Genomic DNA, 22,715 nt, shown 5'->3' with positions numbered 1-22,715 from the left:
CGAGCCGTAAGATTAGTCAGAAGATGGTCGTTTGCCACACCACGTGTGGACAGACCGGCGGCCAGAGTCGGGACAGCATCACGGGTAATGCGAAGCATCTGCCCCGCCCGGGCCAGCTGCCGGCAGATATGTCACAACCGGGGCAGGAGCGACCGGCTACAACATCGTCGCCGTCCCCGGTCGCGGGCGCGTTTTGGTTCACCGGCTACACCTGAGTGGGGCCGCGTAGAGCAGGGGCAGAATTGGCCGGGGGACCACATGAATTCACGCCACTGCCTTGTCATCGAAGACGACCCGGACATGCGGGACCTGCTCTGCATCATCCTCACCGGAATGGGCTTCGTCGTCCACGCCGAAACCACCGGCACGGCAGGACTCCGGGCAGCCGGAACACTCGATTCGATCTAGCCCTCATCACCCTGGACCCGGGGCTGCCCGATCTCAACGGTCTGGACGTGGCACGCCACATCCGGACGTACTCGAAGGCACCAATCCTGATTATCTCTGCTTGGCCGAACCCGGCGACGAGCTCAACGGCGTGGCCTCCGGCGCCGACGCGTACCTAACCAAACCCTTGCGGCCCCACTTGTTCCGCGAACTCGTACAACGGCTCTGCCCGTCAGAGCCGTTGTACGCCCCGCCCGCGCGAACCCAAGACACAAGCACGGGTTCCTCGGCCGAGCCCCGGTCGCCGCGCGGCCGCCGGCAGGGCCGCAGCTAGATGCCCGACTCCTCCACCCTGGTGTTCACCCTGACCTATGCCGGCACCCTGGGCGTGGCGTTCCTGATGTTCCTCGGCCAGTTCGCAGCCTTCACCGCCCTGCTGACCATCGCGGCCATCGCCAAACTCCTGATCCGTGCGGCGCAGGCCGCCACGCGGCGACGCATCTTCGCTGCGAGATCAACAGATCTCTGAACCCGGCGGAGCCGGCTGACCCCGGTCGCTGGCACCGTTCCTTAAAACTGGGACGCTGTGCGGGTCGGATCCATGGCCAGAATTACTAGGGGTCGCCGGACCCGGCACTGACTGGGAGAAGTGCGTTGCCGGGTCCGGCGGACTGATCGGTCGGAGGACACCTAACGACCAGATATCCAGATCATGGCGGTGCGACCTTCACGAAAGGGTAGCCGGACCTTGTGAAATCGCAGCCCTTCCCTCACATAAGACCGCCCCCGTGGTCGGGTACAGGAACAAAGCCCCCGCTCGGGGACTGACAACCACGCCGTTCGGAGGAACGGGACCGGCGACGGGCTGGGTGTCCGTCTGGGATTGCGGGTACCAGTGGACCACCGCCGCCGGCCTGACTCTCAGCGTACGCCGGTGAGGAGCGGACCGACCCGGCCGTTCATGCCGGGCGCAGGCCCTCCCGTGACTGCCAGTCGTGGAGGTGGGCGGGCAGCGAAGGTCTCGGAACCGGCCGTATTGGCGGACGCGACAGCGTGCCAGATGAAGCCTTGCGCGGACGGGTGTGAATGACAACGCCCGGCAACGCGGGGACCGCTATCTGAGGAGTCCCTGACGCTCGGGAGGCTGGCGTTCGCGTCCACGGCAAAACAAGGTGGCAAGCCCCCGCCCGCTCCCCAGTCCCGGTCATGTTGGCAAAATTTCCTAGGCCCCGCCCCCTTGCCAGCGGTTAACCGAAGTGGTAAAAAATCTGTATCAGCGGATATAGATCTGCCCCCTGTCAATGCTAATTAAGGAGGTATGTCATGTTGATGATGAGCGATCCCTTCCGCCAGCTGGACCGGCTTGCCCAGCAGGTGCTTGGCACGGCCGCGCACCCGGCCGCCATGCCGTTGGATGCCTGGCGGGAGGACACCGAGTTTGTGATCTCGGTCGATCTGCCTGCCATGGATGTTGACTCGATCGACGTCGACGTCGAGCGGAACCTCCTGACCGTGAAGGCTGAGCGGAAAAACACCGCCCCCGAAGGGGCCGAGCTGGTGGCCGCTGAGCGGCCGCAGGGCGTCTTCAGCCGGCAACTGGTCCTCGGCGAGGCATTGGATGCCGAGAACGTTACGGCCGGGTACGACGGCGGCGTGTTGACCCTGCGTATCCCGGTCGCTGCCAAGGCGCAGCCGCGGAAGATCGAAATCACCAGCGGCCAAGGCGCCCAGCAGCAGATCAGCGCCTAACCGGCAGGGCGGGACACCGAACCCCATGCTGTCGTAGGGCGGTTGGCCTTCAGCGACGAATGCCAATGCGTCATTCGCGCACAGGCAGCATCAGCCGGCCAGGCGCCCCTCCCGAACGCGGTCCCCGGTACCGGTGGCCCGGGGACCGCGCCACATCACGCCACGAAGCCACACCGCGCGACGAAGGGGCATGACCCCGGGATAACAGGGAGGACGGGACTCACTGCAATGCCAGTCACACGCAACGTTGCCTGGGACAGGCGTTTGGAATCCTTCAAGGGCAGGGACACGACCCAATACGTGCTCACAGCTGCTTCCATGGCCAGCGCGTGTGCTGCCTGCCGGGCGCCCCTTGAGTCCGATGAGGCGCTCTCACTGCTGGTAAACGTCACGGAAAGCACGGCACCGGACGGAACAAGTTACGTCACCTTCACCGACTGCGTCTGCCACCGCCGCTGCAGCGGTCCCGGCCTGAGTTTTCAGCGGTGCCAGTGGGCGCCAAACGAACTCACCCCCATGGCCGTCCGGATGATCCTGACCCGGCAGGCCGGCAACGGACAGGGACGGCTGGTGCCGGTACTGGTCTACACGCTGGTCCCGATCGTGGCCTTCCGGGAGAACGACGGCGACCTGACCTCGGCTCTCGTCTCGATCCTGCTCTCCCATGGCTTCCAGTTGGCCATGAGTCCGGACTTCACCAGCATCATGGAAGACGCCGTCGAAACGCCGGCGAGCTGCAGTTTCGCCGTGACGTCGCAGGGTCTGGTCACCTTCAGCATCGGTGGCAGAAGCCTCTTCGGCGAACAGCTCCGCCCGGACAAACCCGACGACGCGCTGTGGCTCGAGGCGGCCCGCGGCGGGCGCGTCCTTGTTGTCAGCGGGGACAACCTCATCATCACCGCCAATGGCCTCGACATCCGCCCCGCCGCAGCCCAGGGAACACTGGTCATCGGCATGGTACCTGTCCACGCATAAGGGATGGACCCTCTGCCCTGCCCTACTCCGCGCATGCTGCCCCCGCTCCGCGCATGCTGCCGTAACGGCATGCTGGATGACAAGGACGCGTGCTCGCCTGACCGCATGGACGCTAGTCCACGAGCGGTGGAGGGCCGAAGAGGAATTCGTTGGCGTGGGCTACGGCTTTGCGGAACGCGTCATTCCGAAGCGCCACCAGGTGTTCAATGTCATCCATGCCGGGCTCAAGGAACCCGGTAAAGCCCGGGCGAAGCATCCAGATGTCCCCCGCAGGTGGCAGGTAGAACACGCCGAAGGAGCGGTGCTGGCTGTCGTCGTCGGTCCAGATGGGCACCACGGCCAGGGCGGCACCGGTGGCGGGATTGATCCACTGCGCGCGGGGCAGCGGTTCCTCATGGGTTTCGGGGTCCAGGAACGGGGCTGTGCCCTTGCCCCAACGCTGCTCGAAGCGCTCGTGGAAGGCCGGGATCAGGTGTGAGTCGTAGCGGCGCCAGTCGCTCATCGTTGTAGTTCTCCTCTGGGTCTGATTCGTGTGCGGTTATGCCCACGGTCCGCTCTCCCACCTGACGGGAGTGACGCGCAGTGGCGGCTCTCGCCGCCGAACCACCCGGACCGGAATGAACTGCGGACCGCCGTTCCGCCCTCCGGCGCCCTGGCGGGTGTCCTGGCCGTTCGCTTCCGGACGTTCCCGCGGATGGTTGTGCTCGGCGGGTGGAGCAGCGCGCCCGGCGCGGAAGTCTTCCCGGTCGTAGGCGTGGCGGCGCTTGGGGTCACGGAGTACGGAGAAGGCCTGCATGATGAGCTGCAGTTCGGCGGCCGCAGCCTCTCCACCGGCAACATCGGGATGGTGCCGGCGCATGAGGGCGCGGTAGGCGCGCGCGATTTCCTGTGGCGATGCGCCACGGGAAACGTGCAGGACCGCGTAGTAGTCCGGGACAGGTCGGGTCATCATGAAGCCTGTTGCTGCTGCAGGATTGTGTTGGTATTTGCGGTTGCCGGTGGCAGCGGTCCGGGGCGGCCTCCGGCAGACGCCCGAAGACGGGAATCCGGACGCCGCCCCGTCAGGCGCATCGGAGGGCTACGTCTCGATCTGGTGCTGTTGGCCCTTGCTCTCGATCTCGATCTTGCGCGGCTTTGCCTGTTCCGCCACGGGGATGCGCAGTGTCAGCACGCCGACGTCGTAGCTGGCCTTGATGTTGTCCGTGTCCAGCGTGTCGCCAAGGATGAGCTGGCGGCTGAAGACGCCGCGCGGCCGCTCGGCAACCACCAGCTCCACGTTGGGCTGGGTGGCGTCCCGGCGCTCGGCCCGGACAGTGAGGACGTTCCTTTCAACGTTCAGATCCGCGGCGTCGGGCGTGATCCCGGGCAGGTCAAACGCCACGACAAATTCCCCGTCCTCCTGCCACGCGTCCATCGGCATGGCCGCCGGGCGGGCTGCTGTTCCGAAGACCTGCTGGGTGAGCCGGTCCAGCTCACGGAACGGGTCAGTACGGATAAGCATCATTTCCCACTCCCTTCAACACCTAGGTTTCATGGCTACCCACCGCCGGGTATCTGTGACAGTGGATATAGATTTCTTATAGCACTGGTGACAAAATGGTGCAAGAGGAAGATTCAGGCAAATTGACGGGAAACGCATGACAAACCAACGCGGCAGCGGGCGCGGGCTGTACGCCATATCCGTGGTGGCAGAACTCCTGGGAACGGGTCAACAAAACATCCGGCTCTATGAACGCCGCGGCCTGCTGACCCCGGAACGGACCGAAGGAGGCACCCGCCAGTACAGCGAATCCGACCTCGCGGTGTTGCGCCGGATCGGAGAGCTCCTGGACGACGGGCTCAACCTGGCCGGCGTGGCCAAGGTGCTGGAACTGGAAATGGACAACGCCCGGCTCCGGCTTCAGCTGCAGCGGGTCCGCGCCCGCAGCAGCCGCGCAGCGGCCCATCCTGAGCAAAGCGCCCGCCCGGACGACAGCATGTGAAGGAACTCGCATCCTCCGCGCGGCTTAGGGCCAGCTGCCCGCCGCGAACCGGAGAGTGCTGCAGGTACCCGGCGCCTGGTTTCGGGTTGCCCCTCACTCCCGTGACCAGCCTGCCAAACGGAGCCCACAGGCAGTTGTTACACAGCCGTCCTGCCCACACCACGTCGATACAAACGCCTTCCTCCGGCCAGGCATATGCGCCAGGAAGCAACCTGTGGGCCGAACGTGTTCCGCGCGCGGCGCCGATGGGTGCTGGTGAAGCCAGTCCGGCAGGTGCAAAAGCCCCAGAGCCGAACAGGCGTGGACAGGCCCCCGCCCGGGCCTGTGCCACCCACTCTCGGACCGCCGGAGCGCAGCCGAACAGAACCTACGCCTCTCTAGGACAGGCCTGCAATCCCCGGTTGCTTCCAGGACGGTTCCCGTCCGGGAACACTCCGGCTGAGCAAATCCAGCAGTTCGCCCTGGTCCAGTCCGGTCGCCTCGCTGACCTCGGCCAGGGTGGCATCCCCGGCGCGCAGCAGAGCCGTCGAGGATTCCCGCAGCGTCCGGCTTGCCACGTTCAGGGCGGCTTCGGCGGTTGCTATGACCGCCGCCAGCGCCCAAAGCCGCTGGAGTTCTGGGTTCATTTCGTATCACCGCCCTTTCCTCTGGATCCCCGCCGACCGCCAGGAGTCCGGCGGAATGTCCGGCAGTGCACCCGGCGGGGTCGAACCCACGACCCGAGGATTAAAAGTCCCCTGCTCTCCCGGCTGAGCTACGGGTGCCCGCTCCCTGCAGCATGTGCCCGCTTCCCTCTTCGTTCGCTCATCACAGATCTATATCAACCACCATAGATTTTCTAGCACTGGTACAACGCCGATGCAAGAGTTTTCGAAAGGGAAACCCGCCAGAGAGCGTTCGATGCAAGGCTCAGGGCGGCGGCGTCAGCCCCGTTCAATTCTTAACCTAACGTTTCCACTGAATTTCACTCGAGGAACCGGGACCCAAGTGTTTGCCCACTTCGTACCCGACCGAATCCCCCCACGACTGCAGCCGCCACTAGCAACGTCATCATCAGCGACAACTGCACGTTTCCGCGAACAGGTCCGCGCTAATAGGGAGGGAACCATGCTGCTCTATGAACGCCGTCGCCTGCTCACACCGAATCTGCAGTCCTGCGCCGGATCGGTGAACTCCTGGCCGACGGGCTCAATCCGGCAGCCGTGGCTAAGCTCCTGGAACTGGAGATGGACAACGCCCGCTGCAGGGCCAGGCTTAGGCGCGCCCGCCCCCACACCTGCGGTCCGGATCAAAGGAAGTGACGAGCCTGCGGCTTGTATCCGCCCCCGAGCGGACCGGTTCCGGCAGGAGCGCCCACCTACCCGCCGCAAGTCGGAACTACGAGGTTCGCCGGCCCGGACCGCGGGCAGTGCACGGTCACGGCGTGTTTGATCGATTCACGCCTAATCGCCAAGCACTACCTTGGCCAACCCGGCAGGAATTCGGCTGACGGACCGTCTCGGGCCGGGACCGGCGCTTTGGACCCTTGAGCTCCCGGCGCAGGGCGGATCAGGCGTCGAAGTGCGTCCGGACCCTTCGGGTCGTCTGCTACTGAGGCGACGACTGATGCAGCGATGTCCCGAAGTTTGACGTTGCGGGTGTTGGAAGCGATTTTGAGGATTTTCACGGCAGTCTCCTGGCTGCAGCGGTTTTGCGCCATGATGGCGCCGGTCGCCAGGTCGATGGTGGTCCGGGATTCCAAGGCGGCGGCGAGGTTGGTTTTCGCCTCGGCCAGCTGGCTGATTCGCACCGCCAGTCGAAGGGCCTTGGACGCATAGTAGGCATACGCTTCCACCATGTCGATGTCCTCTCCGGTGAAGCCATGGGACCGGGTGGAATACATGTTCAGACCCGCTTCCGCTTCCCCCTCCAACAGGAGCGGTATGGACAGGCTTGATTCCACGCCTTCCCCCAGCGCGGCTGCAGTGTAGTCGGGCCAGCGGCGCTCACAGTTAAGGTCCGGGACGTGGATAATAGCCTGTTCGCGGATTGCTGTCAGGCACGGTCCCTCACCGGCACTGTATTGGGTTTCATCGAGCCGGAGTGCGTTCACTATACTGCTGGCCACGGTCACCGGTTTCTTCCGCTGTATCAGCGTGATGCTGCAGAAGGCAGCGGCCGGGTCAGCCAGGGTGAGAGCGGAGAACTCGGCCAGCTCGTCCAGCATCTCCTTCACATCCCCGGTTTTCAGGACAAGATCCTGCAGACGGTCTACGACAACACTCGAGGGCAAGAGACGCGGTTCTTGGGCCATCATCGGCCTCGTTCCTCATAGGGCCCTGACAACAACCCCTTGGCGGGAGGCCCTGAAGGACAACGAAACCGCACGGGCGGCGGCTCTTTGAGTATGGCCGCTGACGCAGAGAATGGGTAGCTGCCCAGCTGCGAGGCGTCTGATCGGCCAATCACCCGGACCCCGAGGGATGCAAGAATCCCGGGAGGAGACGCTCCTTTGTCCGTCCATAACTGCATGTCACTGCCTGCCGGTCCATGAGAGAGCACCCTGATTCTTCCGCCGGGCGGGGGCGCCGGCCACTCCTTTGCACCGAACCTCCGCCCGTGTGTGCGCCGACAAGGGACGCTGCCCGGGACGAAGCCGATGCCTCCGCCGGCTCCGCCCTTTGCAGCGAACCGCAGCCGCGTCAGCCATGGGACGCCCGAACGGAATTCCAAGGTTTTCGTAGCTTTCGACCCCACCCTGAGGGGATACTACGAACGCATTGGGGCAGTCATGGATTCTGGTTCGAGGACATATTTTGACCGGGCATTGAGCCGGCGTCAGTTTGGCTGGATAGTCGGTGGTGGCGCGATGGCAACCCTCGGCTTGTGAGATCCAGAGACCACCTGGCGTTTAGGCGTGTCCATGCCAGAGGCAGGAAGCGGTGAATTGTTTAGAGACCTAGCCCGGTCTCCTGACGCTCAGATTCCGCAGGCCCGTGCCCGGACGGGCCAGCATCTGGAGCCGCCCAAGAATCTGATGGGCCCACCGGGACCGCACACGATAGTCCCAGTTAAGGGCGTTCAGGGCGAGACTGATCAAGTCCCTAATTGAAGGAGCGCGTGCAAGGGGTCAAGTTCCGCAGAAGGTCCGGTAGGCGCCGAAATCTTCCGGGGCGCCGACTGCGTATTGCTCGAGACCGGGGCGCTCGTCGAAGGGACGGGTGACCGCGTTCAGAAGCCGGAACAGTGGCTGCATCTCGCCGCTCGTAGCGGCGGCCAAGGCCTCTTCCATCAGGTGGTTGCGGGGAATGTAAGCGGGGTTGACCCGGTCCATGGCGTCGGCGTCCGGTCCCAAGGCACGCCAGCGGTCAGCCCAGGCATCGAACGCCGTTACATCAGGAAACAGTTGCCGCGCAGGCTCCGAGTGGCCGCGGGCCGCTTTGCCAAGGCTGCGGAAGATCGAGGTGTAGTCGACGTGTCCCTCCTGCAGGAGGGCCAAAAGCTCTTCGACGAGGGGCCAGGTCACGTTGTCACTGAGCCCAGGACGGAATCCAAGCTTCGCGTTCATGCCCGCCGCCCATGCAGCACTGTACTGACGGCGGAAATCATCCAGTGACTCCACCGAGAGCTGGATGGCCATCTCCTGGTCCTCATGCAGCAGGGGCAGAAGAGACTCGGCGAGACGGGCGAGATTCCATTCCGCCACCACTGGCTGGTTCCGATAGGCGTAGCGGCCGCTGTCGTCGACCGAGCTGTAGACGGCAGCGGGATCGAACGCGTCCATGAAGGCACACGGGCCGTAATCGATCGTCTCGCCCGAAATTGTCATGTTGTCGGTGTTCATCACCCCATGGACGAATCCCACCAGCATCCAGCGGGCCACCAGCGACGCCTGCGCAGCAACGACTGCGTGGAACAGGGCGAGATAGGGGTTTTCGGCTCCCGCCGCGGCCGGATAGTGCCTGGTGATCGCGTACTCGGCCAGGCGGCGAACGAGACCGGTGCCCCCCCATGGCCGCGGCGTACTGAAAGCTGCCCACGCGCACATGACTCATCGCGACGCGGGTGAGCACGGCTCCGGGCAGCACGGTCTCACGCTGCACCAGACGCCCCGTTCCCACAACGGCAAACGACCGTGTGGTGGGAATGCCTAACGCGTGCATGGCTTCGCTGACGAGATACTCGCGCAGCATCGGTCCAACAACCGCCAGGCCGTCTCCCCCGCGGCCGAACGGTGTGCGCCCTGACCCCTTCAGGTGCACGTCCCGTAGCAGACCGTCAGCGTGCATGATCTCGCCCAGCAACAGGGCACGCCCGTCCCCAAGCCGCGGGGCGTACCAGCCGAACTGGTGACCCGCGTAAGCCTGTGCGACCGGCGTGGCATCAACGGGGAGCCGATTCCCGGTTAGCAGGCCCATCCCGTCGGCACTGCCTAAGAAGTCAGGATCCAGGCCCAATTCGGTGGCCAACGGCTCGTTGAGCACCAATAATTGAGGGTCGGGAATGCCCACAGCCCGCCACGCAATGGCCATCTCCGGAAAGTCGCGGGCAAAGTGGCCGCTCATGGCGACGGCTGACAGGGAGATGGCATCCATCCATCAAGAATAGCCGCGACACGATGACCGGTGACGGTTCCCGGCACCGGCCCGGCCTCAAAGGTTCGACCTTCTTGTGACCGTCGACGCGGACTGCGCCTTCGCGTCAGGCCAGTCGCGCTTGCCCAACACTGACGACGACAAACCGTCCGGAACTGGCGGCGGCTTCATTCCCGACCGGCAGACGGACTGGCACCTGTCAGCGAAGCACAGATTCGACCAGTTCTCGCGGCGGACCGCAATCGGCATTGCACTCTGAAATCATGCCGCCCCACTCCCCCACCTCCATGAATCACCAGAAGCAACTGCGATGTTTGATGCTCCTATGTCTCGTCAGACGGGAGTGTCCGTTTAACGGTTGATCCACGGTGGGCACTTACTTGATTCTTCCGTCGAAGGCCAGTCAAGGAACGGTACGAACTCGCTTCATGCGTTCTCCCACAGCCGGCTGATCGCCGGGTACTGCCTGCCCCATTTGCCCGAGAACTCCACGAAGCGTTCCTTCGCCGCGGCCTCGGACGGCGCTGTGTAGACCGGGCGCAGATCACAGGACATTTCGTCCCAGTACTGCCGGGCGACATAGCGGAAGGTGTTGCCGATCAGGCGCACGATGCAGGTCTGGACGACAGTGAGCTGCCAGACCGTGCTGATGGCCTCGGGCAGGCCCTTGAGCCCGTCGCAGACCGTGATGCAGACGTCCTCGGCACCGGCTTCTCCGGGATGGTAGCCGACCTTGCTCAACGGCTCCTCACCCATCTGCACCGCCTCACCGAGGAGATCGATGAACTCACCGCCGAACTCAGCCGCCGGATCCCAGTCATCGCTCCGGCATTGCTGGCGATCGTCGGCTGCAGGACTTTGACGGCGGCGAAGATTCTGGGAGAGACCGCCGGCGTTACGCGGTTCCGCTCGAAGGACGCCTACCCATGCCATAACGGCACTGCCCCGCTGCCGGTGTGGTCGTCGAACAAGGCCCGCCACCGACTCTCCCGAACCGGGAACAGACAGCTGAACGCGGCGCTGCACCGGATCGCGCTCACCCAGGCCCGCTGCCATCCCGGCGCGCGAGAGCTTCTGGCCCGCCGCAAAGCAGGCGGAGACGGCGGCATGGAAGCACTGCGTATCCTCAAACGCCGACTATCCGACGTCGTATACCGAGCTCTGATCGACGATCACAAAACCTCCGCAGCCAGCACGCTCATCCTCGCCGCTTGACAGAGGAGCTAGCCACAGTCCTGGGCCATCACAACCAGTGGCACACGACCCGCTCTGAGAGGGCGGGAACTTCTGGATCCGACGCGGAGCGGTACAGGACGTCCCCCATGCGGGGGTCGACTTCGGCCGGGGGTTCTGGCTGTGCCGCTTCTTCCGGTTTCGCTGCGTCGTCCATGAGCTGGTCAATACGTTCCGAGTCCCTCTGGGCGGGTTTGAGCGCGTCGGCGTGCTTGAAGGGTTCCGCCAGTGCTTTGTCTGCCTGTTCGACGCGCGACCCGGTACAGTTCACACCGCCATCGAGCGGGCAGGCGGCTCTGACCGGAGACCGGCTCGCGGCCGTGCCGTGCCCGTGGTCGGGGTGGTGTCGAGCCCGCTTGAGCGTTGTCAGCAGACCGCCCAGTTCATCCTCGATCGCCAGGCTGGCACGCCGTTCGCGCCGGTCGATCCCGATCTCACCGAGTGCGATTACGGTCAGTGGCAGGGCCGCACGCTCAGTGATCTTGCGACCGAGGATTTGTGGCCGGTTGTGCAGTTGCAGCCGTCCGCCGTCGTCTTTCCCGGCGGTGAATCCCTGGCCGCGCTGCAGGCTCGGTCGGTGGCAGCGATTCGACGCCACGATACAGCCTTCGAAGCCGTGTACGGGCCAGCGTGCGTGTGGGTGGCGGTGAGTCACGGTGACATCATCAAGTCAATCCTCGCCGACGCGCTCGGCATGCATCTTGACCTGTTCCAGTCGTGGCTGTCGAACGCACTCCACTGTGGCGATGCGCCGGTGGGCGGCGGTGCAGGGCAGAAGGCGCCGTGAACCTCATGTGCCTAAAATACTGACATGCCTACACGTGTTCACGAGTTTGCCTGGCCTGATCGGGTCGTCGTCGGCACCATTGGCCTTCCGGGGGCGCGCACGTTCTATCTGCAGGTGCGCACAGGGACTCAAATCGTAAGTATCGCCTTGGAGAAGCAGCAGTCCGCTCTGCTCGCCGACAAAATCGACGAAATGCTCGACCAGCTCCTCACCGTCGAGGGCAACCCCCACAGCGTTCCCGCCAGTACTCCCATCGAACTCGTCGACAATGACCAGCTCGAGGCCGTTCAGGAGCAGTTTCGGGCCGGCGCCATGAGCTTAGGTTGGGACCCGACGACGGCGCAGGTCGTGATAGAGGCCTACCAGATCACTGATGTCGATGCTGATGACAACGACGGATCGCTTGATGAGGACGGCGCTGACGTGCCCGAAATGCTGCTGGTGCGGATGCCGGTTGGCACCGCCCGCGCATTCGCCAAGCGAACCCGTGAGGTTGTGGGCGCCGGGCGTCCCGCATGCCCGCTCTGCGGTTACCCCGTAGACGCCGACGGGCACGTCTGCACTCTTCCCGAGGTCTGATGCCGGCGCCAGACCTGTTGACGGCCAAGCTGACGCTCACCTGCCGCATTACGACGGCGTCGAACGCCACCTTCCTGGGCAGCATCGGCCACACGACGGTCGTCTATAAGCCGATAGCAGGCGAAAGTCCGCTGTGGGATTTTCCCCACGGCTTCCTTGCTCACCGGGAGGTTGCCGCCTACCTGGTCTCGGAGGTCCTCGGCTGGAACGTGGTGCCATGCACCTGGCTGCGCGCTGGTCCGTTCGGCGAAGGGATGGTGCAGCTGTGGCAGGAGACAGACCCCGACCAGAACGCGGTGGACCTCGTTGCGTCGGACGACGTACCAGAGATTGGTTGGAAACACGTTCTCAAGGGTCAGGATGAGAACGGACGGATGGTGGCCCTCATACACGAGGACTCTCCTGCGCTCAGACGCGTGGCGGTGTTCGACGTTGTCGTGAACAACGCCGACCGCAAAGGCGACCACATTCTTGCCATGACGGACGGACACCGGTACGGCGTGGACCATGGAATCACCTTTCACCGTGATCACAAGCTGCGCACGGTGCTGTGGGGATGGCTGGGAGACGCTCTGACCGCCGAGGAACGCGACGGCATCGATCGTGTCAGCGAAGGACTGCACGGTGGGCTGGGCCGAAACCTGGTGGGCTTGCTCAGCGCCGAAGAAATTGCATCGCTCGCCGCGCGCTGCGCCCGGTTGCGCTTGGCAGGGCGGTTTCCGGCTCCGAGTGGTGAGATGTCGGCGGTGCCCTGGCCGCTGTTCTGAGGGAATTACGGCTACGGGCTTCGCAGGCTGTGTCACGTTGATGGCATGGTTCTAAAGCTAGCGACGGAGCTCATCATTCCTGAGCGCAAGCTCGGCTGGCTCTTTTTCCTAGGAGCCCAGGCCCCGGCCGGCGATCCTCTGTTCCGAAGGCTTGAGCTATGGGAGAGACTTCAACTGTCACTGGGAATTCGCTGCCCAAACGCCGATAAGAGCGCATATGTTCTCTCGCACCCGGCGAATCGCATCCGGTGCGAATTCGACGGACTTCGACCTCTCCCCTCTCGGTGAACCGTAGGCCCGGGATTTCGTTCGAATGGCCGGGTCTGAGCATTGGGTGTATGAAGGCGGTAAGGCCCAGGGACGCTCAGGGCGGAATCTGCAATGACCAGTGACAGGGATCGGGATGCTTCAAGGCGTCCGCGGCAAGCCCGGCCACGTGACGCTCTGGGGCGGCCGCTGCCGTACGGAAGCGCTGGCGTCGAGCCGGTCTCGGAGGAACCGCTGCCGGCGGCGCAGACATTGGTCTCGGCCCGGAGTCTAGTGGAAGCTGGCCGGCCCTTCGCCGCCCATGAGGTACTCGAGGCCCGCTGGAAAGCTGGACCGGCCGAAGAACGCAACCTTTGGCAAGGACTCGCCCAAATCTGTGTCGGACTCACCCACGCCGCCCGGGGGAACAGCGTTGGAGCGCTCCGGCTCTTCGAACGAGGTGCGGCCCGACTCGAGGAGTACGGTTCCGGCGAAGGGCCGACCTACGGGCTCGACTTGCCCGCCGTCGTGAGTTGCGCACGCGATCGGATGCGCACCGGCAGCCGAGCTGGCGACCAGCATCCCTCGCGAACAGCCTGCGGAGACACTATGAAATGAATGCACTGTTCCAAAGGACAGCGAGCGTTGAACTGTCCTGAGACGTTCCGGTTCTGTATCCAACGGCACTTACCAGCAGCGCAAAGGCGGATCGAAGCAATCATTCAGTTCTGCGGGGTTTGAGCCGCCTGCGGTTTCAAAGGGTGCTGCGGGTCCAGGCACACCGATCTAATTTGACACAGCCGCCGGGTTGATCGGGAACAGGTTGCTGTTAGTCCCTGCCGCTGCAATGAACTGGTGGCGGCCTGGCATGGATACCCAATAGTGACGGCCCTGTAACACGGAGTACACACGCCGTTCGTAGCCTTGCAGTAGGAATTTTCCCAGTAGGACATGTGCATGAATGCCGCAGACACCGCAATCAAGCCGATCATTGGCCTGACCACATATCTTGAGCAGGCCGGCACCGACGGCTGCGGCAACGTTCGCGCCGCATTCCTCCCCGAAAAATGCCTCACTCCCCTCCTTGACGCCGGAGCAGTTCCGATCCTTCTCCCGCCCCAGCTCACGACCGGGAACATGATCGAGCACCTGGTCAGCAGGCTGGACGGGCTGGTCATTCCCGGTGGCTGGGACGTCGATCCAACCCGATACGGTCAGGAGCCGCATCCGGAAACGGACTCTCCCCGGCCGGAACGCGACGAGTGGGAAGCCGCCCTGATCCTCGAAGCGATCCGCCAGGATGTCCCTCTTCTCTGCATCTGCAGGCGTGAACAGCTGCTCAACGTCACGCTCGGCGGGACCCTGCACCAGCACCTGCCCGACGTCCTGGGAACCGGGCATTACCAGCTGGGTGGCCACCAGTTCAATGCCATCCGTGTCGACATTCGGCCCGACTCCCGGCTTGGCCGTCTCCTTGGGGCCGACGCACTGGAAGCCGTTCCCGTTTCGCACCACCAGGCCGTGGACCGCCTTGGCGAAGCTCATCGCCACCGCTTGGAGTGAAGACCAGAAAGTCGAAGCAATTGAGCATCCCGGCGCCGGCTTCTGCGTGGGGGTGCAATGGCACCCGGAACAGGTCGCGGAATAGAAAGCGCTGTTCCATGGCTTTGTGGAGGCGGCCAGCACCAAGATGCTGTCACGGCTTCGCCCGGCTGCTGTGGAGTCCCTGGAGTTCGCGCACGAAATGGCTGCCAGCTAACTCCTACGTGACGCCTTGAGCCATAGGGCGCGATGTACACCCACTTTTAACAAGTCCAGAGCATTTCAGCCGCGCTCCCCAAGACGGGGCTCGACCACCCGGAACCTGCGCCAGGAACCCTTCCGGTGCGCTGGTCCTGGCCAAGCTTGCGCACTACGTGCTTGACGAGCGGCCGGTCTCCGACGAAGAAGAGATGTTCTTGAGGCTGAAGGCCCCGCATGTCACCTTGGCTGACCATGCGGCGATTTACGTGATCGTCAACCAGGTCTTTCGTGCGTCCGGGGTGGAAGCTGTGAAGGTTGGAACGCGTTCCCTTCGCTACAACGCGGCGTCCAAGTTGTTGCGGGCGGGCACCGCGTTGCCGACGATTTCGGCGATTCTCGGTCATGCCCATAGTGACTCGACCAATGTGTATCTGAGTGCGGATACCGAGCGGTTGCGCTCGTGTGTCCTTCCGCTGCCGGAAGGACACAGCGCGATGAGCACGTATGAATTCACCAGCGTGTTCGCCCGGGAATTGACGCGGTACCTTGCCTTCAAACAGGGCATGGGCTGCTACGGCGATTCGCGCATCTGGTACCTGCGCAGCTTCGACACCTACTGCACGGAACACGAGGGGGCGTCTTTTGACCAGCAAGCCATCGAGGGTTGGGTCATCTTCAAGAAGTCGTCCCAGCCCGGGTCCAGCCCGTCCTGGATGTCATACATCAGGGATTTCGGCCGCTGGTTGCGGACCCACGGCAACGCGGAAGCGTATGTGCTTGCCGAATCCTGGAAGAGCGGATTCTTCCGCTCCCAGCCGTACTTGTTGAGCCGCGAAGAAATTTCGTTGTTCTTCCAATCCGCTACTGAACTGGAGACCACTTCGCCGTGGAAATGGCAGTCCGTCGCCTTTTTTGCGCTTGATGCACTCGTGCGGGCTTCGGACCTTCGAAACCCGCAGGCTGCAACCCCGGGATGTTGACCTCGACAAAGGGGAAATCGATGTGCGGTGGTCCAAGGGCAACAGGAGCCGGCGCCTGCCAATCACCGGCCAGATCATCGATATCCTCGCCGACTGCGACCGGATATCCCGCAAGAAGTTCGGGCAACAGCGTCCCGGGTTCTTCGTCTCCTCGACCGCAGCCCCGGTATCACCGGCATCGATCGGGGTCACGTTTAACCGGATCTGGGACCAAGCCGGGTTGCCGCGAGCAGCTGGTGGCAGACAGCCTCACCCCTACTCCTTCCGCCACCATTTCGCCTACGCCAACATCGAACGATGGATGGCCGAAGGCACCGACGTCAGTGCGATGCTGCCCTACCTCGCCCGCTACATGGGGCACGCATCGCTGGACAGCACCTTCTACTACATCCATACATCACCGGACTTCATGGATGGCTACGCAGCACTCACCCACGACGGTCCAGGCGTATTTCCCGAGTTGGGATTTGAATGAAACGCACAACGCACGAACCGACCCCTGATTTCTGGGGTTACGCACGGAACTACCTGCACGACTTCCTGCCCAACGTCAGGGAAATGGCGCCGCGCAGCATTGAGGCATACCGGATCAGTCTGGAGAGCTATGTCCATTACCTGGTCACGGAGAAGCAGGTCCGCCCCCAGAACATCGGTTTTGATCACTTCGACCGGCAATTCCTGAAGGACTGGTTGGTATGGATGCGGCAAGCCAAGGAATACCTGCCCGCAACCATCGGCCTGCGCCTGAGCGCCGTCAAGGCCTTCCTGAATTTCGCGTCCACGGAAGACCTCACTCTGGTCGCTGTTTACCAGGCTGCCAAGAGCATCAAGGCACCGGCCACACCGCGCAAACCCATCGAATACCTCCAGGAGAACGAAACGGCAGCGATTCTCGCCGCCTACGACGGCAAGGACGTGAAGTCACGCCGGAACCGCATGCTGCTCATCCTGCTCTACGACAGCGGTGCGCGCGTCGGCGAGATCACCGCGCTAACCATTGACGACCTGGCACTGGCAAGACCGGCCCACCTGACCCTCACGGGAAAACGGGACAAGAGCCGCGTCGTCCCCCTGGGAGAAAAAGCCGTGGAACATCCAAAGGTCTATCTCGACGAGTTCCTCCCGCAACGCGCAACCCGGCCGGCGACGCGGCCCCTGTTCTATAGCTGGCACCGCGGGCAACCAACTGCCCTTTCCAGCGACACCGTCGCCGCGGTGCTCAAGAAAGCTGGGGACCTCGCCCGCGAACGGTGCCCTTCGATCCCGGGCAACCTCCACTGCCACATGCTGCGGAAGACCAAGGCCATGGACCTCTACAAGCAAGGCATACCGTTACCGATCATCATGCAACTGCTAGGACACGAAAGCATGAGCACCACTTCCGTGTTCTATGCCTTCGCCACCCTCGACATGATGCGGACAGCAATGAATGCCGCCACCCCGGCAATCAGCGACATGAGCACCGAGGCGCTCAGTGACGACGAACTTCGGCTGCTCTACTCACTGAAATAGCACGAAACGTTAAGCCGGGAAACAGGGCCGCGACCCAGGAATCACAAGGGCAAACTCCCCAACCTCGGCTTAACGATTACCTCGGCATAATCGGAATTAAGCCGAATTCGGCTTAACTCCGATGCGGGCAGCCAGTACACCTCCATCCGTGACACCGACACACTGGCCTTGGAGGGCCTGCAGCCGTCCATTGGCAGCGTGGGTGATGCCTATGACAATGCCGCCGACGAGACCGTGATGGGGTTGTTCAAGAACGAAGCCGTCGCGAAGGATTCACCGTTCCGCAGCGGGGCGTTGAAAACCGAAAGCGACGTGATGGAGATCGTCTTCGAGTGGGTCCACTGGTACAACAACGAACGCCTGCATTCCGCCCTGTATCACCAGACGCCAGAGGAATACCAGCAGACATATTATGATCTACAAACCGGCCCGTTACCCGACGACGCCGCCAACAAACAGGCGGCATGATTTCCGGGACGGTTCACCGGCACCAGATGACGAATTCGTAGCGGTATCGACACGAATACGTCCCAGTCCGGTCCGGCTCTCGAAAAGCCGCTCCTGGGGGTCAGCCGCCAGGATGCCCGCGATAGCCGGACGCCAATGTCAGATATATCGAACATTCCCGTATAGGCTTCGGATGTTTGAAATATAGAACAAATGGTCGGTCTGGCATTATGATCGATATATGGAACACGACGAGCCGACCCCGTTCTACCGTGCGGTGGATGCTTCCTCGCTGGGCAGGGCCATCAGCGATGCCCGCAAGGAGGCCGGCCTGACACAGCAGGACCTGGCTGAGCGGCTCAAGGTGACCCGCGGGACCATCGTCCGGCTCGAACGCGGGGAAGCCGTGTCCCTGGTCGTGGCCATGCAGGCCATCAGGGTCCTTGGCCGTGACGTCGCCCTCGTCCCGCGGTTTTCGAAGCTTCAGGTCCGCCCGTGAGCCCACGCAAAACCCTGGACGTCTTCCTTCGCGGCACGCGGATCGGCGAACTGAAAGGCAGCGGACTTCGCATTTCCTTCCAGTACGACCGGGCAGCTGTGGCCGAGTACGGCTCCGGCTCCATCCTGTTGTCGCTGTCCATGCCCGTGAGCCGGAACAGCATCGGGGGCCCGGAAGTGTACGACTTCTTTGACGGGCTGTTGCCGGAAGGCCAGGTGCGCTCCCACATCGCCAAGGAGAACGGCTTGTCCACCCCGGATGCGTTCGGTCTTCTCAGGGTCCTCGGTGCGGACTGTGCCGGCGCCGTTCAAATCCTGCCACCCGGGGACGCCCCGGACGTACCAGGCGCCGCCATTCCCATGACCGAGGATGAAGTCGCCACGGTTGTCGAGTCACTCCCCACCTGGGACCTGCCCGATGACTTCCTCATCACAGCCTCCCTGGGCGGGGTCCAGTCCAAGGTGCTGCTGACCCGGCACGACGGCGGCTGGGCCTGGCCGGGCCGTGGAGCTGTATCCACCCACATCATCAAGCCTGAGCCCCTGGAGTCGACCATCCCGGCCCTCCTCGCCGCCGAGGACTGGGCGTTGAAGACGGCGGCTGCGGCCGGAATACCCGCAGCCACGGCACGCCTGGAGAAGTTCGGCTCCCGCCAGGCGATCATCGTGGACCGCTTTGACCGTGCCCCGGACGGCAGCCGGCTCCACCAGGAGGACTTCACTCAAGCCCTGGCACTGGCCAGCGAAGCGAAATACGAGGGCAGTTCAGCCCCGCCGTCCCGGCTGACCCGCCTGGTCAACGCAGCCGCACCGCACACGCGCGATGACGACGCCTTCCGCCGGGACCTGCTCAGGGCAGTGACTTTCAACCTGGCGATCGGTAACGGAGACGCGCACTCCAAGAACTACTCCCTTATTCTGCGCGATGGCGGCGAAGTGCTGCTCGCCCCGATGTACGACGTGGCACCCACGTTGCTGCTCTACGCACCGAGCAACAACGCCGGCCACTCCATCGATGGCCAGATCCGACTAAGCTACATCACCCTGGAGCACCTGGCCCGTGAGGGCGCAGCCTGGGGCCTGGACCTGGACGACGCACGGCAGACCGCGGTGTCGACGCTGGAAGCCATCGCCGCAGCGGCCACCAGGACCCAAGCCCCGGAGGGGTTGCATTTCCTCCAGGACCTTGTGCCCGCCCGCGTCAGCGACCTGCTGAAGGGCGTCGCCGCCCGGCGGGAACTCCGCTAGCCAGTTCTCAAAGGCGTCAAAATCAGCCCGGACCAGGCGCCACCGATGGACGGATTCGTCGGCCGTGTCATTGCTTCCGTAATCTGTGATGCGGAGCCCGGAATGATGCCGGGCTGAATCGAACGAAGGCTGTCCATGATCGAGGACGTCACCGGTGACCTGAAACTTGGGCATCTTTTCAAGGCCGCGGGCCTTGCTCCCGATGATGTGGCTGTCACCCGGCACACGCTCAATCCGGGAGGCTTGAAAACCCGGGCCGATGCCCTGGGGCCAAACCTTTTGCCTTACACGCGCGAACAGAGGCACAACAACAAGCTCGGCAAAACACCTCCGAGGATCTGGCTGAACTTCCTGGCCACCACCGGACGGCGGGCCCGGTTCATCACCGCTTTCGAGAACCACGGCGAAGTTCCTGAAGAGCGGACCGATATTTGGCGCTTCTTCGATCTACGGCCCTCGCCCGTTTTTTCGGCTCTGACCGATCGCCTTGTTATCGAGTGGACTCCGGACACAGTGAACTGGGCCAAATCCGGCAGGACGGCGAGTCCTATGGTGGCGATAGAGATTGCTGATCCGCAGACGGAGCCGTTTCCCGGCTTCGACTCGCTCCTCATCAGCTACGACGAGCTCCAGGCCGTGGTCGCCGACGACCGCTACAGCCAATGGCGGACAGCCCTCAGCTCAGCGTGCCGGGTCGATCCATGCCCGGCAACCGGATTCCAGCTAGTCCCCCAGCTCGGAGCGGCGGAACCGCAACTCCCGCACGGCACCGTTCAGGGGCGAGCCGGTGAACGGCAGCGCGTTCAAGTCCACTGCCCGGGCCACGGAGAGGGCAGTTTTGTTGGTGGCCGTGGCGGCTCGTTCCAGGAGCCCAATGCTGGCGGCGAACTCCTGCCAGTGTCTGACTTTGAGGTTCTTGACCTTGCCGCTGATGGTAAGTGCCGTTGAATCGTCGCCGTAGAGCAGCGTCCACTGGATGTCATTGACGGGTGCCACCACCCAACCTCCGTGCCGGCCTTCGAGCACCGAGGCGTTCTTGGCGTGCAGGTCACCGTTCCCTGTCAGCCAGACGAGCACGAACTGCAGGTAGAGGTTCCTGACGGGTGACCGCCCGGGCTTTGCACAGTCCGGACAGGGCCAGCACCACTTCCTCGGCTCTGACGGCATATTTGGATGCCGGCGGAAGGTTCAGGACCTGGGCGGCGTCTTCCAGGTCCAGCCGCTTCATCCCGTCGTCCCAAGTGCGGTCAACCTTTCCACTAGGAGTCCCGGCAACCCGTTCCGGTCTGTGACGACACGGTGCGCTGCCACCGGCATCTTTAGTGCCTTGGCAGCGGTGAGGTGGGCTGCTTCATTCAGGACCAGGTGTGCGTGTTCGGGCGGGTCCTGTTTGAGCAGCTAGCGGCGGTTCGCCAGGGCAAGCGGCATCGTCAGCATGGAGGCGCTGGCTCTGGATTGGACTCCCGGCAGCCCGTGGGGATCCACCGCTTCGGCCAGGGCAGAGAAGTTCAGGGCTTCGGGTCGCGTCGTGTCCGCAGGGGGCGGTGGCTCTACCGGCCGCTCCCCTGCCGCGAACAGACTTGCCCGGAAGAAAGTCCGGATCCCACACACCTGGACTCTGTCAACGGTTCGTACCAGCCAGAGATACCCCGCTGCACCCGGAACATCCAACGACACGGACGATCCAGGCCGCCAAGTCATGTCGCTGAAACAGAGAATTTCATGAAGTGGTGAAGGCAGGACCAGGAGGAAGGGACCAACATGCGGGCCCGAAAGCCGCCCGTGCACACCCCCTTTGGGCCGACAAACACCCGCTGAGCGAGTTTTTCAATGTCGCGGTCGGTGAGTTCAATGAGCGTCAGGTCGTGACGTGGGGACTGTCCCTAGCTCCTCTGTCAAGCGGCGAGGATGAGCGTGCTGGATGCGGAGGTTTTGTGATCGTCGATCAGAGCTCGGTATACAACGTCGGATAGTCGGCGTTTGAGGATACGCAGTGCTTCCATGCCGCCGCGTTCAGCTGTCTGTTCCCGGTTCGGGAGAGTCGGTGGCGGGCCTTGTTCGACGACCAGACCGGCAGCGGGGCAGTGCCGTTATGGCGTGCGTAGGCGTCCTTCGAGCGGAACCGCGTGACGCCGGCGGTCTCTCCCAGGATCTTCGCCGCCGTCAACGACCCGCAGCCGACGATCGCCAGCAGTGCCGGAGCGATGACTGGGATCCGGCGGCTGAGTTCGGCGGTGAGTTCATCGATCTCCTCGGTGAGGCGGTGCAGATGGGTGAGGAGCCGTTGAGCGAGGTCGGCGACGATCCCGGCGAAGTCGTCCAGGTGGAATTTGATGCGTGCGAACGCGCTGACCCGGTCGAAGTTCGCCGGGGCCGACCATGCAGGATCGAGCTCGTGCAGGTGCCAGCGGAGCCGGCTGATCACGCGGGTCCGTTCAGCGACGAGGTCCTCGCGGTGGTCGACCAGGAGGCGGATCTCGCGTTCGGCGCCATCGAGACGGGCGACGGGCAGATCGGGTTCTCGCAGGGCGGCACGTGCGATCGAGAGAGCATCGATCGGGTCGGATTTGCCGAACGTGCGGGCGCTGTCCCGAACATGGGACATCAGCTTCGGAGGCACCCGCACGACCTGTTCGCCCGCCGCGAGGAGGTCGCTTTCCAACCGTCTGCTCAGATGCCGGCAGTCCTCGATCGCCCAGAGCCGTTCCTGATCATCATGCTTGTTCGCCCATGCCAGCAGGGCGAGATGGTCGTTGCTGGTCGTGCCGATCGTCTTGACTGCGATCTGCCTGCCAACCGTGTCCGCGATCACGGCCGTGTGGGAGCGCTTGTGCGCATCGATTCCGATGATCACCATGGTCCTGTCTCCTTTCCGTCTACGGGTAGGGGTGCAGGACCGGTCGGTCGGCATATCCCAGTCAGGGGCGATGCCACGCTCCTCTCAAGCCAGGCCGGCCGGTCCCTCCGTGCCAGCCGGCCGCACTACAGACATTTGCCACGGAGGCGAA

Annotated in this window: 25 protein-coding genes, 1 tRNA gene and 1 pseudogene; 17 read left to right on the top strand and 10 right to left on the bottom strand. The window is 63.7% G+C overall.

Going from position 1 to position 22,715, the window contains the following annotated elements:
* Nucleotides 1–258 precede the first annotated feature (258 nt).
* The 4 genes from ABFP37_RS19055 to ABFP37_RS19040 all read left to right on the top strand — a co-directional run bounded on the left by ABFP37_RS19055 (nucleotide 259) and on the right by ABFP37_RS19040 (nucleotide 3,111).
* Complete coding sequence (locus tag ABFP37_RS19055; protein ID WP_347034564.1) at nucleotides 259–408, top strand: hypothetical protein; 150 nt, start codon at nucleotides 259–261, stop codon at nucleotides 406–408.
* 313 nt (nucleotides 409–721) lie between these two features.
* Nucleotides 722–916, top strand: a complete 195-nt coding sequence (locus tag ABFP37_RS19050) for a hypothetical protein (RefSeq protein ID WP_347034563.1) — start codon at nucleotides 722–724, stop codon at nucleotides 914–916.
* A 794-nt stretch (nucleotides 917–1,710) separates the two neighbouring features.
* Entirely contained in the window at nucleotides 1,711–2,136 is a 426-nt protein-coding gene (locus ABFP37_RS19045) for an Hsp20/alpha crystallin family protein (RefSeq protein WP_347034562.1), read from the top strand.
* Between the two features lie 228 nt (nucleotides 2,137–2,364).
* Complete coding sequence (locus ABFP37_RS19040; RefSeq protein ID WP_347034561.1) at nucleotides 2,365–3,111, top strand: hypothetical protein; 747 nt, start codon at nucleotides 2,365–2,367, stop codon at nucleotides 3,109–3,111.
* A gap of 112 nt (nucleotides 3,112–3,223) precedes the next feature.
* On the opposite strand, the gene ABFP37_RS19035 is transcribed toward ABFP37_RS19040, so the two are convergent.
* The 3 genes from ABFP37_RS19035 to ABFP37_RS19025 all read right to left on the bottom strand — a co-directional run bounded on the left by ABFP37_RS19035 (nucleotide 3,224) and on the right by ABFP37_RS19025 (nucleotide 4,615).
* Nucleotides 3,224–3,613 carry a hypothetical protein gene (locus ABFP37_RS19035; protein ID WP_347034559.1) on the bottom strand — a complete coding sequence of 130 codons (390 nt, stop codon included), beginning with the start codon at nucleotides 3,611–3,613 and terminating at the stop codon, nucleotides 3,224–3,226.
* A gap of 36 nt (nucleotides 3,614–3,649) precedes the next feature.
* On the bottom strand, nucleotides 3,650–4,063 hold the full coding sequence (locus tag ABFP37_RS19030; RefSeq protein WP_347034557.1) for a J domain-containing protein: 414 nt from the start codon (nucleotides 4,061–4,063) through the stop codon (nucleotides 3,650–3,652).
* 126 nt (nucleotides 4,064–4,189) lie between these two features.
* The gene (locus ABFP37_RS19025) at nucleotides 4,190–4,615 is read right to left on the bottom strand and encodes an Hsp20 family protein (protein WP_347034556.1); all 426 of its coding nucleotides are present in this window, start codon (nucleotides 4,613–4,615) and stop codon (nucleotides 4,190–4,192) included.
* A 133-nt stretch (nucleotides 4,616–4,748) separates the two neighbouring features.
* On the opposite strand from ABFP37_RS19025, the gene ABFP37_RS19020 reads away from it, so the two are divergent.
* Nucleotides 4,749–5,093 carry a MerR family transcriptional regulator gene (locus tag ABFP37_RS19020; RefSeq protein ID WP_078028919.1) on the top strand — a complete coding sequence of 115 codons (345 nt, stop codon included), beginning with the start codon at nucleotides 4,749–4,751 and terminating at the stop codon, nucleotides 5,091–5,093.
* Between the two features lie 377 nt (nucleotides 5,094–5,470).
* Here the strand turns inward: ABFP37_RS19020 and ABFP37_RS19015 are convergent, their stop codons facing one another.
* From ABFP37_RS19015 to ABFP37_RS18995, 5 genes are all read right to left on the bottom strand, one after another.
* Nucleotides 5,471–5,719 carry a hypothetical protein gene (locus ABFP37_RS19015; protein WP_078028918.1) on the bottom strand — a complete coding sequence of 83 codons (249 nt, stop codon included), beginning with the start codon at nucleotides 5,717–5,719 and terminating at the stop codon, nucleotides 5,471–5,473.
* Nucleotides 5,720–5,785: 66 nt separating this feature from the next.
* Nucleotides 5,786–5,857, bottom strand: a tRNA-Lys gene (locus ABFP37_RS19010).
* 692 nt (nucleotides 5,858–6,549) lie between these two features.
* A complete protein-coding gene (locus tag ABFP37_RS19005) occupies nucleotides 6,550–7,389 on the bottom strand; it encodes a GAF and ANTAR domain-containing protein (protein ID WP_347034555.1) in 840 nt (279 codons plus the stop codon).
* Nucleotides 7,390–8,202: 813 nt separating this feature from the next.
* Complete coding sequence (locus ABFP37_RS19000; protein ID WP_347034553.1) at nucleotides 8,203–9,120, bottom strand: protein adenylyltransferase SelO family protein; 918 nt, start codon at nucleotides 9,118–9,120, stop codon at nucleotides 8,203–8,205.
* Nucleotides 9,121–10,093: 973 nt separating this feature from the next.
* The gene (locus tag ABFP37_RS18995) at nucleotides 10,094–10,408 is read right to left on the bottom strand and encodes a transposase (RefSeq protein ID WP_347034552.1); all 315 of its coding nucleotides are present in this window, start codon (nucleotides 10,406–10,408) and stop codon (nucleotides 10,094–10,096) included.
* On the opposite strand from ABFP37_RS18995, the gene ABFP37_RS18990 reads away from it, so the two are divergent.
* The 4 genes from ABFP37_RS18990 (at nucleotide 10,388) to ABFP37_RS18975 (ending at nucleotide 13,033) form a co-directional block, all read left to right on the top strand.
* A complete protein-coding gene (locus ABFP37_RS18990; protein ID WP_347034550.1) occupies nucleotides 10,388–10,882 on the top strand; it encodes an IS110 family transposase in 495 nt (164 codons plus the stop codon). The genes ABFP37_RS18995 and ABFP37_RS18990 overlap by 21 nt on opposite strands.
* Nucleotides 10,883–11,108: 226 nt before the next feature.
* Nucleotides 11,109–11,687, top strand: a complete 579-nt coding sequence (locus ABFP37_RS18985; protein ID WP_347034549.1) for a histidine phosphatase family protein — start codon at nucleotides 11,109–11,111, stop codon at nucleotides 11,685–11,687.
* 24 nt (nucleotides 11,688–11,711) lie between these two features.
* Nucleotides 11,712–12,266: a DUF3090 domain-containing protein gene (locus ABFP37_RS18980; RefSeq protein WP_347034547.1), complete on the top strand. Its 555-nt coding sequence runs from the start codon at nucleotides 11,712–11,714 to the stop codon at nucleotides 12,264–12,266.
* Nucleotides 12,266–13,033, top strand: coding sequence for an SCO1664 family protein (locus tag ABFP37_RS18975; RefSeq protein ID WP_347034546.1), 768 nt, complete (start codon nucleotides 12,266–12,268; stop codon nucleotides 13,031–13,033). Before ABFP37_RS18980 ends, ABFP37_RS18975 begins: the two co-directional genes overlap by 1 nt.
* 537 nt (nucleotides 13,034–13,570) lie before the next feature.
* Here ABFP37_RS18975 and ABFP37_RS18970 read toward each other — a convergent pair.
* Nucleotides 13,571–13,861 (bottom strand): hypothetical protein, encoded by a 291-nt coding sequence (locus tag ABFP37_RS18970; protein WP_347034545.1) that lies wholly within the window; start codon nucleotides 13,859–13,861, stop codon nucleotides 13,571–13,573.
* Nucleotides 13,862–14,236: 375 nt separating this feature from the next.
* Here ABFP37_RS18970 and ABFP37_RS18965 point away from each other — a divergent pair, with 375 nt between their 5' ends.
* The 8 genes and pseudogenes from ABFP37_RS18965 to ABFP37_RS18930 all read left to right on the top strand — a co-directional run bounded on the left by ABFP37_RS18965 (nucleotide 14,237) and on the right by ABFP37_RS18930 (nucleotide 20,655).
* A complete protein-coding gene (locus ABFP37_RS18965) occupies nucleotides 14,237–14,842 on the top strand; it encodes a gamma-glutamyl-gamma-aminobutyrate hydrolase family protein (protein WP_347034543.1) in 606 nt (201 codons plus the stop codon).
* A 353-nt stretch (nucleotides 14,843–15,195) separates the two neighbouring features.
* Nucleotides 15,196–16,002 carry a tyrosine-type recombinase/integrase gene (locus tag ABFP37_RS18960; RefSeq protein ID WP_347034542.1) on the top strand — a complete coding sequence of 269 codons (807 nt, stop codon included), beginning with the start codon at nucleotides 15,196–15,198 and terminating at the stop codon, nucleotides 16,000–16,002.
* On the top strand, nucleotides 15,944–16,477 hold the full coding sequence (locus ABFP37_RS18955; protein WP_347034590.1) for a tyrosine-type recombinase/integrase: 534 nt from the start codon (nucleotides 15,944–15,946) through the stop codon (nucleotides 16,475–16,477). Before ABFP37_RS18960 ends, ABFP37_RS18955 begins: the two co-directional genes overlap by 59 nt.
* On the top strand, nucleotides 16,474–17,514 hold the full coding sequence (locus ABFP37_RS18950) for a tyrosine-type recombinase/integrase (RefSeq protein ID WP_347034540.1): 1,041 nt from the start codon (nucleotides 16,474–16,476) through the stop codon (nucleotides 17,512–17,514). Before ABFP37_RS18955 ends, ABFP37_RS18950 begins: the two co-directional genes overlap by 4 nt.
* Nucleotides 17,515–17,628: 114 nt before the next feature.
* A pseudogene (locus ABFP37_RS18945) lies at nucleotides 17,629–17,982 on the top strand (integrase core domain-containing protein); the annotation flags it as partial.
* A gap of 220 nt (nucleotides 17,983–18,202) precedes the next feature.
* Entirely contained in the window at nucleotides 18,203–18,460 is a 258-nt protein-coding gene (locus tag ABFP37_RS18940) for a helix-turn-helix transcriptional regulator (protein WP_347034539.1), read from the top strand.
* On the top strand, nucleotides 18,457–19,707 hold the full coding sequence (locus ABFP37_RS18935) for a HipA domain-containing protein (RefSeq protein ID WP_078028904.1): 1,251 nt from the start codon (nucleotides 18,457–18,459) through the stop codon (nucleotides 19,705–19,707). Before ABFP37_RS18940 ends, ABFP37_RS18935 begins: the two co-directional genes overlap by 4 nt.
* A gap of 135 nt (nucleotides 19,708–19,842) precedes the next feature.
* Entirely contained in the window at nucleotides 19,843–20,655 is an 813-nt protein-coding gene (locus tag ABFP37_RS18930) for a hypothetical protein (RefSeq protein ID WP_347034538.1), read from the top strand.
* A gap of 997 nt (nucleotides 20,656–21,652) precedes the next feature.
* Here the strand turns inward: ABFP37_RS18930 and ABFP37_RS18925 are convergent.
* Nucleotides 21,653–22,564 (bottom strand): IS110 family transposase, encoded by a 912-nt coding sequence (locus ABFP37_RS18925; protein ID WP_347034537.1) that lies wholly within the window; start codon nucleotides 22,562–22,564, stop codon nucleotides 21,653–21,655.
* Nucleotides 22,565–22,715: the final 151 nt, after the last annotated feature.

This window comes from Burkholderia sp. RS01, assembly GCF_039748055.1.
In the GTDB taxonomy this organism is placed as follows: domain Bacteria; phylum Actinomycetota; class Actinomycetes; order Actinomycetales; family Micrococcaceae; genus Arthrobacter.
Note: the sequence above shows the minus strand (reverse complement) of the source record. Positions and strands in the feature narration are given on the sequence as shown.

What these genes read in the sequence shown, in the direction of transcription:
- ABFP37_RS18940 (WP_347034539.1), top strand. Translation starts at nt 18,203, where the DNA reads ATGGAACACGACGAGCCGACCCCGTTCTACCGTGCGGTGGATGCTTCC.
- ABFP37_RS19050 (WP_347034563.1), top strand. Translation starts at nt 722, where the DNA reads ATGCCCGACTCCTCCACCCTGGTGTTCACCCTGACCTATGCCGGCACC.
- ABFP37_RS19025 (WP_347034556.1), bottom strand. Translation starts at nt 4,615, where the DNA reads ATGATGCTTATCCGTACTGACCCGTTCCGTGAGCTGGACCGGCTCACC.
- ABFP37_RS19005 (WP_347034555.1), bottom strand. Translation starts at nt 7,389, where the DNA reads ATGATGGCCCAAGAACCGCGTCTCTTGCCCTCGAGTGTTGTCGTAGAC.
- ABFP37_RS19040 (WP_347034561.1), top strand. Translation starts at nt 2,365, where the DNA reads ATGCCAGTCACACGCAACGTTGCCTGGGACAGGCGTTTGGAATCCTTC.
- ABFP37_RS18925 (WP_347034537.1), bottom strand. Translation starts at nt 22,564, where the DNA reads ATGGTGATCATCGGAATCGATGCGCACAAGCGCTCCCACACGGCCGTG.
- ABFP37_RS18965 (WP_347034543.1), top strand. Translation starts at nt 14,237, where the DNA reads ATGAATGCCGCAGACACCGCAATCAAGCCGATCATTGGCCTGACCACA.
- ABFP37_RS18975 (WP_347034546.1), top strand. Translation starts at nt 12,266, where the DNA reads ATGCCGGCGCCAGACCTGTTGACGGCCAAGCTGACGCTCACCTGCCGC.
- ABFP37_RS18955 (WP_347034590.1), top strand. Translation starts at nt 15,944, where the DNA reads ATGCACTCGTGCGGGCTTCGGACCTTCGAAACCCGCAGGCTGCAACCC.
- ABFP37_RS19030 (WP_347034557.1), bottom strand. Translation starts at nt 4,063, where the DNA reads ATGATGACCCGACCTGTCCCGGACTACTACGCGGTCCTGCACGTTTCC.
- ABFP37_RS19055 (WP_347034564.1), top strand. Translation starts at nt 259, where the DNA reads ATGAATTCACGCCACTGCCTTGTCATCGAAGACGACCCGGACATGCGG.
- ABFP37_RS18970 (WP_347034545.1), bottom strand. Translation starts at nt 13,861, where the DNA reads ATGCTGGTCGCCAGCTCGGCTGCCGGTGCGCATCCGATCGCGTGCGCA.
- ABFP37_RS19000 (WP_347034553.1), bottom strand. Translation starts at nt 9,120, where the DNA reads ATGTGCGCGTGGGCAGCTTTCAGTACGCCGCGGCCATGGGGGGGCACC.
- ABFP37_RS18990 (WP_347034550.1), top strand. Translation starts at nt 10,388, where the DNA reads ATGGTAGCCGACCTTGCTCAACGGCTCCTCACCCATCTGCACCGCCTC.
- ABFP37_RS19020 (WP_078028919.1), top strand. Translation starts at nt 4,749, where the DNA reads ATGACAAACCAACGCGGCAGCGGGCGCGGGCTGTACGCCATATCCGTG.
- ABFP37_RS18950 (WP_347034540.1), top strand. Translation starts at nt 16,474, where the DNA reads ATGAAACGCACAACGCACGAACCGACCCCTGATTTCTGGGGTTACGCA.
- ABFP37_RS19035 (WP_347034559.1), bottom strand. Translation starts at nt 3,613, where the DNA reads ATGAGCGACTGGCGCCGCTACGACTCACACCTGATCCCGGCCTTCCAC.
- ABFP37_RS18930 (WP_347034538.1), top strand. Translation starts at nt 19,843, where the DNA reads ATGATCGAGGACGTCACCGGTGACCTGAAACTTGGGCATCTTTTCAAG.
- ABFP37_RS19045 (WP_347034562.1), top strand. Translation starts at nt 1,711, where the DNA reads ATGTTGATGATGAGCGATCCCTTCCGCCAGCTGGACCGGCTTGCCCAG.
- ABFP37_RS19015 (WP_078028918.1), bottom strand. Translation starts at nt 5,719, where the DNA reads ATGAACCCAGAACTCCAGCGGCTTTGGGCGCTGGCGGCGGTCATAGCA.
- ABFP37_RS18980 (WP_347034547.1), top strand. Translation starts at nt 11,712, where the DNA reads ATGCCTACACGTGTTCACGAGTTTGCCTGGCCTGATCGGGTCGTCGTC.